Source organism: Rhizobacter sp. (assembly GCF_031412075.1).
Classification (GTDB): domain Bacteria; phylum Pseudomonadota; class Gammaproteobacteria; order Burkholderiales; family Burkholderiaceae_C; genus Rhizobacter.
Genome location: NZ_JANOCG010000204.1, coordinates 1 through 2675 on the forward strand (window position 1 = coordinate 1; position 2675 = coordinate 2675).

Annotated in this window: 4 protein-coding genes; all 4 read right to left on the reverse strand. The window is 67.3% G+C overall.

Features of this window, described 5'->3' with window-relative positions; genetic code table 11:
* Positions 1 to 192, reverse strand: a 192-nt coding sequence (locus RMO40_RS07035) for an ATP-binding cassette domain-containing protein (RefSeq protein WP_309718251.1), incomplete at its 3' end; no start/stop codon positions are given.
* Positions 189 to 644 carry a GNAT family N-acetyltransferase gene (locus RMO40_RS07040; protein ID WP_309718254.1) on the reverse strand — a complete coding sequence of 152 codons (456 nt, stop codon included), beginning with the start codon at positions 642 to 644 and terminating at the stop codon, positions 189 to 191. The genes RMO40_RS07035 and RMO40_RS07040, both read right to left, overlap by 4 nt.
* Positions 641 to 1474, reverse strand: coding sequence for an alpha-D-ribose 1-methylphosphonate 5-phosphate C-P-lyase PhnJ (locus tag RMO40_RS07045; RefSeq protein WP_309718257.1), 834 nt, complete (start codon positions 1472 to 1474; stop codon positions 641 to 643). Before RMO40_RS07045 ends, RMO40_RS07040 begins: the two co-directional genes overlap by 4 nt.
* Complete coding sequence (locus RMO40_RS07050) at positions 1471 to 2610, reverse strand: carbon-phosphorus lyase complex subunit PhnI (protein ID WP_309718259.1); 1140 nt, start codon at positions 2608 to 2610, stop codon at positions 1471 to 1473. Before RMO40_RS07050 ends, RMO40_RS07045 begins: the two co-directional genes overlap by 4 nt.
* Between the last annotated feature and the right edge of the window lie 65 nt (positions 2611 to 2675).

Here is a 2675-nt window from a genome sequence, read left to right on the forward strand (position 1 = left end):
CACCGTACCCTCGGTCGGCGTGAGGCGCCCGGCAATGCAGTTGAGCAGCGTGCTCTTGCCCGAGCCCGACTCGCCGACGATGGCGACCACCTCGCCGGGGTAGAGGGTGATCGTGGCGTCGCGCACGGCAAACGCCTTGCCTTGGGGAAAGCGGTGGTGGAGCGTGTCCACCTGCAGCACGGGAAGGCTCATGACAACTCCACGGCAAAGCTCACGCCGTGGCGCGCGAAGCCCAGGCGTTCATAAAAAGCATGGGCCTGCTCGCGCCGCTGGTTGGACGAGAGCGCGAGCTTGTAGCAGCCGGCTTCGCGGGCCAGGCCCATCGCGTGTTCCATCATGGCGCGGCCGATGCCCTGGCCTTGCGCCTCAGGGTGCACCGCCACGTCTTCGACGATGGCTTCGGGCGCGCCCGCATGGGCCAGCAGCGGCAGGATGAACAGGGTGTAGGTGCCGACCGCGATGCCGGCACGCTGGGCGATGAAGACCCGCACCCCCGGCACGGCCAGGTGCATGCGGTCCCAGGCGGTGCGTGCGGTGGTTTCATCGTGCGGCCCGCGCGTGTCGAGGCCGGCCGCGGTGTAGAGAGAGATCAGCGTGGGGATGTCGCTGCGCTCTGCGTTCACGATGCTCAGTGCGCCACTCATGCAGCGGCCTCCTGCTGCTCGCGGCACCAGTCGGTGTCGGAGCAGGCCCACAGCCGCTCGCCCGCGCCCTGCACCACCTCGTCGAGAAAACTGGTGCGGCAGCCGCACAGCGCACAGGCATGGCCTTGCGGCTCCACGTGGAAGGGGTGGTCTTCGAAGTCGAGGCTCTTCACCTCGGTGTAGGGCGGCACGGCGTAGAGCCGCTTTTCGCGCCCGGCGCCAAAGAGCTGCAGCGCCGGGTTGCGGTGCATCTTCGGGTTGTCGAAACTCGGGATGGGCGAGGGCGACATCACATAACGGCCGTTCACCTGCACCGGGTAGTCATAGGTGGTTTCAACGCGGCCCCAGTGCGCCAGGTCTTCGTAGAGCTTCACGTTGACGAGGCCGTATTCCTCGCAGGCGTGCAGCTTGAGCGTTTCGGTGCGGCGCGGCTCCAGCTTGTAGAGCGGCTCGGGCTGCGGCACCTGGTAGACCAGCACCTGGCCTTCGTGCAAAAGCGCTTCGGGGATGCGGTGGCGCGTCTGGATCAGCGTGGCCTCTCGCGTGCGCTCGGTCGTGGCGACGCCCGTGGTGCGGGCAAAAAACTGGCGGATGTTGACCGCGTTGGTGGTGTCGTCGCTGCCCTGGTCGATGACCTTGAGCACATCGTGCTGGCCCAACACCGCGGCGGTTACTTGAATGCCACCGGTGCCCCAGCCGTAGGCGAGTGGCATCTCGCGCGAGCCAAACGGAACCTGGTGGCCAGGGATGGCGACAGCCTTCAGGATCGCCCGGCGGATCATCCGTTTCGTGCGCTCATCGAGATAAGCGAAGTTGTACCCGTCGATCATTTGAGCGCCTCCTCGCGCAGCTTGCGGATGAGCTGCAGCTCCGACTCGAAGGTCACGTAGTGCGGCAGTTTCAAATGCTGCACAAAGCCCGAGGCCTCGATGTTGTCGCCCTGCGGCAGCACGAACTCCTGCTGTTGCACCGGCGCCGTCACGTCTTCGTCGAACTCGTCGGCGCGCAGCGCACGGTCGACCAGCGACATGGCCATCGCCTTGCGCTCGCCATGCCCGTACACCAGACCGTAGCCGCGCGTGAACTGCGGCGGCACGCTGGCGCTGCCGGCAAACTGGTTGATCATCTGGCACTCGGTCACGTCGATCTCGCCAATCTCGATGGCAAAGCCCAGCTCGTCGGGCGCGATCTCCAGCGCGACCGCGCCGAAGCGAATGTCGCCAGCAAACGGGTGGGTGTGGGCATAACCGCGCTGCGTCGCGTAGCCCAGGCCGAGCACCCAGCCCTCGTCGGCACGCGCCAGCATTTGCAGGCGTGCGCTGCGCGGCAGCGGATAGACGGGTGGGTCGCGCGTGATGTCGGGGGGTGGCGGGTCACCTTCGCTCGGCAGCGCGGCTTCGATCAGGCCTTCGTTGGCGAGGGTGTCGAGGGCGTTGGGGATCCACCCATCGCCTGTCCCTCCCCCGCCGTTCGCCTTCACCCCACTTCCGTTCGGGCTGAGCCTGTCGAAGCCAGCGCCGTGCTGTGCGCACCCTTCGACAGGCTCAGGGCGAACGGATGGCGTGAGCAACGAGAAGTCAATCAAGCGCTGCGTGTAGTCATACGTCGGCCCCAGCAGCTGCCCACCCGGCAGGTCTTTGAAGATGGCCGACACCCGTCGCCGCGCACGCATGCGCTGGGTGTCGATCGGTTCGGTGGCGGCCACGCGCGCCAGCGTGGTGCGGTAGGCGCGCAACAAGAAAATGGCTTCGACCGCGTCGCCACGCGCCTGCTTGAGCGCCAGCGCGGCCAGCTCGGGGTCGTAGAGCGAGGCTTCGGCCATCACACGGTCGACCAAGAGACCCAGCTGCTCGCGGATCTGCGCCACCTCCAGCTCACGCACGGCGAGGTCGCCGCGGCGCGCGCTGGCCAGCAGCTGGCGTGAGGCTTCGATGGCGGCTTCTCCGCCCTTGACGGCGATGTACACGGTCAGCCTTCCAGAGTGATGACGGTGGAGCGAGGCACGCCGATCAGCTGCGAGCCACACACCAG

What these genes read in the sequence shown, in the direction of transcription:
- RMO40_RS07040 (WP_309718254.1), bottom strand. Translation starts at nt 644, where the DNA reads ATGAGTGGCGCACTGAGCATCGTGAACGCAGAGCGCAGCGACATCCCC.
- RMO40_RS07045 (WP_309718257.1), bottom strand. Translation starts at nt 1,474, where the DNA reads ATGATCGACGGGTACAACTTCGCTTATCTCGATGAGCGCACGAAACGG.